Raw genomic sequence first — 2459 nt, forward strand, 5'->3', positions numbered from 1 at the left:
ATCATCAGGGCTGGCCCGTATTCCGTTGTTCTGGTGTCAAAGGCGGCAAAGCCGGCCTTTTCATAGGCGCGAATGGCGCGTCCGTTGTCTGGATGCGGGTCGATGATGACGCGCGGCACGCCTTCCTCGAACAGTTGTTCGACGAACTGCCGCACGATTGCCGAGCCATGGCCGAGGCCGACCAGCTCCGGCCGGCCGATCGACAGGTCGATGCCCAGCGTGCCGAACGGCTGGTCGGCATAGGGGTGGTCGTCTTCCAGATGCGGATCGTAGCTTTGCAGATAGGCTATCGGCTTGCCGTCGAGCTCGACGATCAGCGGCTCGACGGAAATGCTATCGATGTGGTCGCGAATCTCAACGATTTCCGTCTCCGGATCGTCCCACCACTCGGCAACATGCGGCTCGGCAAGCCAGCCGGCGATCATCGGCAGGTCTTTTTCCGTCACCGGCCGAAAATCATAGGTCACCACCTCTTCAGCCGGCATCGAGCGTTTCGATAACGAAATTGTTGTTTGTGTAGACGCAGATGTCGGACGCGATCTGCATCGCCTTGCGGGCGATCTCCTCGGCATCCTTGTCGCTGTCCATCAGCGCGCGTGCCGCGGCCAGCGCGTAATTGCCGCCCGAACCGATGGCCATGACGCCAAATTCGGGTTCGAGCACGTCGCCGGTGCCGGTCAGCGCCAGCGAGACCGACTTGTCGGCAACCAGCATCATCGCTTCCAGCCGGCGCAGATAGCGGTCGGTGCGCCAGTCCTTGGCGAGCTCGACGCAGGCGCGCGTCAGCTGGTCGGGATATTGTTCGAGCTTGGCTTCGAGCCGCTCCAGAAGCGTGAAGGCGTCGGCGGTGGCGCCGGCGAAACCGGCAATCACATTGCCGCCCTTGCCGATGCGGCGCACCTTTTTGGCGTTGCCCTTCATGATGGTCTGGCCAAGGCTGACCTGGCCGTCGCCGGCGATCACCACCTTGTTGCCCTTGCGCACCGTCACGATGGTCGTGGCGTGCATGGTCAGTTCATTAGACATTTCCTGGCTCCGAGCAGCGCTATCCCGAAAAGGCGATTGGCGCGGTACGAGTAACTTTGATCGGCCATATGTATGCATGGGGCCGATGATTGCAAATCGCCTCTCTGGCAAGGCCGATACCGCTGTCAGAGGCAACTGGCAATCGCCGGACCATGCTGCTAGAAGGCTTTCGTTTTCAAGCCTGCGAGCGCCTGAAGCCTCTGAGCCGGTCACGATGTGAACCTCTGGGACAAGGATAGAGTGATGCCGCCCCGTTCCGCCGAAGCAAGCCGCAAGACCAAGGAAACCGACATCTCCGTGTCGGTCCATGTCGACGGCTCCGGCAAGTCGGATATCGCCACCGGCGTCGGCTTCTTCGACCATATGCTGGACCAGCTGTCGCGCCACTCCCTGATCGACATGACGGTCAAGGCGAAGGGCGACCTGCATATCGACGACCACCACACCGTCGAGGACACCGGCATCGCGCTCGGCCAGGCATTGACCAAGGCGCTCGGCGAGCGGCGCGGCATCATGCGCTATGCCTCGATCGACCTTGCCATGGACGAGACGCTGACGCGTGCGGCGATCGACGTATCCGGCCGTCCGTTCCTGGTCTGGAATGTTTCCTTCTCGTCGCCGAAAATCGGCACGTTCGACACCGAACTGGTGCGCGAGTTCTTCCAGGCGCTGGCGCAGAATGCCGGCATCACGCTGCATGTCACCAACCACTATGGCGCCAACAACCACCACATCGCCGAGACCTGCTTCAAGGCGGTGGCGCGTGCGCTGCGCGCGGCTCTCGAACGCGATCCGCGCCAGCCGGACGCGGTTCCTTCCACCAAGGGATCGTTGAAGGGGTAGGCCATGGCCAGCTATGTCGTGATGGAACCGCCCGGCCGCAGCGAGAAGGTCGATGCGACGGCCCTTGTCCGCGATGGCTTCGCCTGGCTCGGTTTTCTGGTGCCGCCACTCTGGTTCGCCTGGCATCGGCTGTGGATCGAAGCAGCACTTGCCTTCGTCATCATGGGCCTGCTTTCTATGCTGGGCCAAAAGCTCGGCCTTGGACTAGCCGGCTCGCTGCTGTCGCTGCTGGTTTCGCTCTATGTCGGCCTGGAAGGCCAGGGGCTGCGCATCGCAGCACTTCGCCGGCGCGGCTGGCACGAATGGGGCGTGGTACAGGCCGGCAGGCTTGACGATGCCGATATTCGCTATGCGCTGGAGTCGGAAACGCTTGCCGATGAGGTCGCGCCGATGCCGCGCATGGTTCCCGATGCTGCCCTTGCGCGCCCTGCGCAGCCGGGCATGGCGCTGGGGCTGACCCACATCCCGGGAAGAAGCTGACATGCGGGTTGCGATCATCGACTACGGCTCGGGCAATCTGCGCTCGGCCACCAAGGCTTTCGAGCGTGCCGCGCGTGAAGCCGGCATATCGGCTGAGATCGACCTGACAT

At 62.9% G+C, this 2459-nt stretch carries 4 protein-coding genes and 1 pseudogene; 3 read left to right on the forward strand and 2 right to left on the reverse strand.

Features of this window, described 5'->3' with window-relative positions; translation table 11 throughout:
• A partial coding sequence (locus EN935_RS31100; protein ID WP_164771496.1) for a GNAT family N-acetyltransferase occupies positions 1-485 on the reverse strand: 485 nt, incomplete at its 3' end.
• The gene (hslV, locus tag EN935_RS31105; protein ID WP_109666998.1) at positions 475-1026 is read right to left on the reverse strand and encodes an ATP-dependent protease subunit HslV; all 552 of its coding nucleotides are present in this window, start codon (positions 1024-1026) and stop codon (positions 475-477) included. The genes hslV and EN935_RS31100, both read right to left, overlap by 11 nt.
• Positions 1027-1269: 243 nt before the next feature.
• On the opposite strand from hslV, the gene hisB reads away from it, so the two are divergent.
• The 3 genes and pseudogenes from hisB to EN935_RS31120 all read left to right on the forward strand — a co-directional run.
• Positions 1270-1869 (forward strand): imidazoleglycerol-phosphate dehydratase HisB, encoded by a 600-nt coding sequence (gene hisB, locus EN935_RS31110; protein ID WP_109666996.1) that lies wholly within the window; start codon positions 1270-1272, stop codon positions 1867-1869.
• Between the two features lie 3 nt (positions 1870-1872).
• On the forward strand, positions 1873-2349 hold the full coding sequence (locus EN935_RS31115; protein ID WP_127263266.1) for a DUF2628 domain-containing protein: 477 nt from the start codon (positions 1873-1875) through the stop codon (positions 2347-2349).
• A 1-nt stretch (position 2350) separates the two neighbouring features.
• Positions 2351-2459, forward strand: a pseudogene (locus EN935_RS31120) (imidazole glycerol phosphate synthase subunit HisH); the annotation flags it as partial.

The sequence above is a fragment of the Mesorhizobium sp. M7D.F.Ca.US.004.03.1.1 genome (assembly GCF_003998635.1).
Classification (GTDB): Bacteria; Pseudomonadota; Alphaproteobacteria; order Rhizobiales; family Rhizobiaceae; genus Mesorhizobium; species Mesorhizobium loti.

Bases quoted from the DNA above. Each gene is read 5' to 3' on its own strand.
- hisB (WP_109666996.1), top strand. From the start codon at position 1,270: ATGCCGCCCCGTTCCGCCGAAGCAAGCCGCAAGACCAAGGAAACCGAC.
- hslV (WP_109666998.1), bottom strand. From the start codon at position 1,026: ATGTCTAATGAACTGACCATGCACGCCACGACCATCGTGACGGTGCGC.
- EN935_RS31115 (WP_127263266.1), top strand. From the start codon at position 1,873: ATGGCCAGCTATGTCGTGATGGAACCGCCCGGCCGCAGCGAGAAGGTC.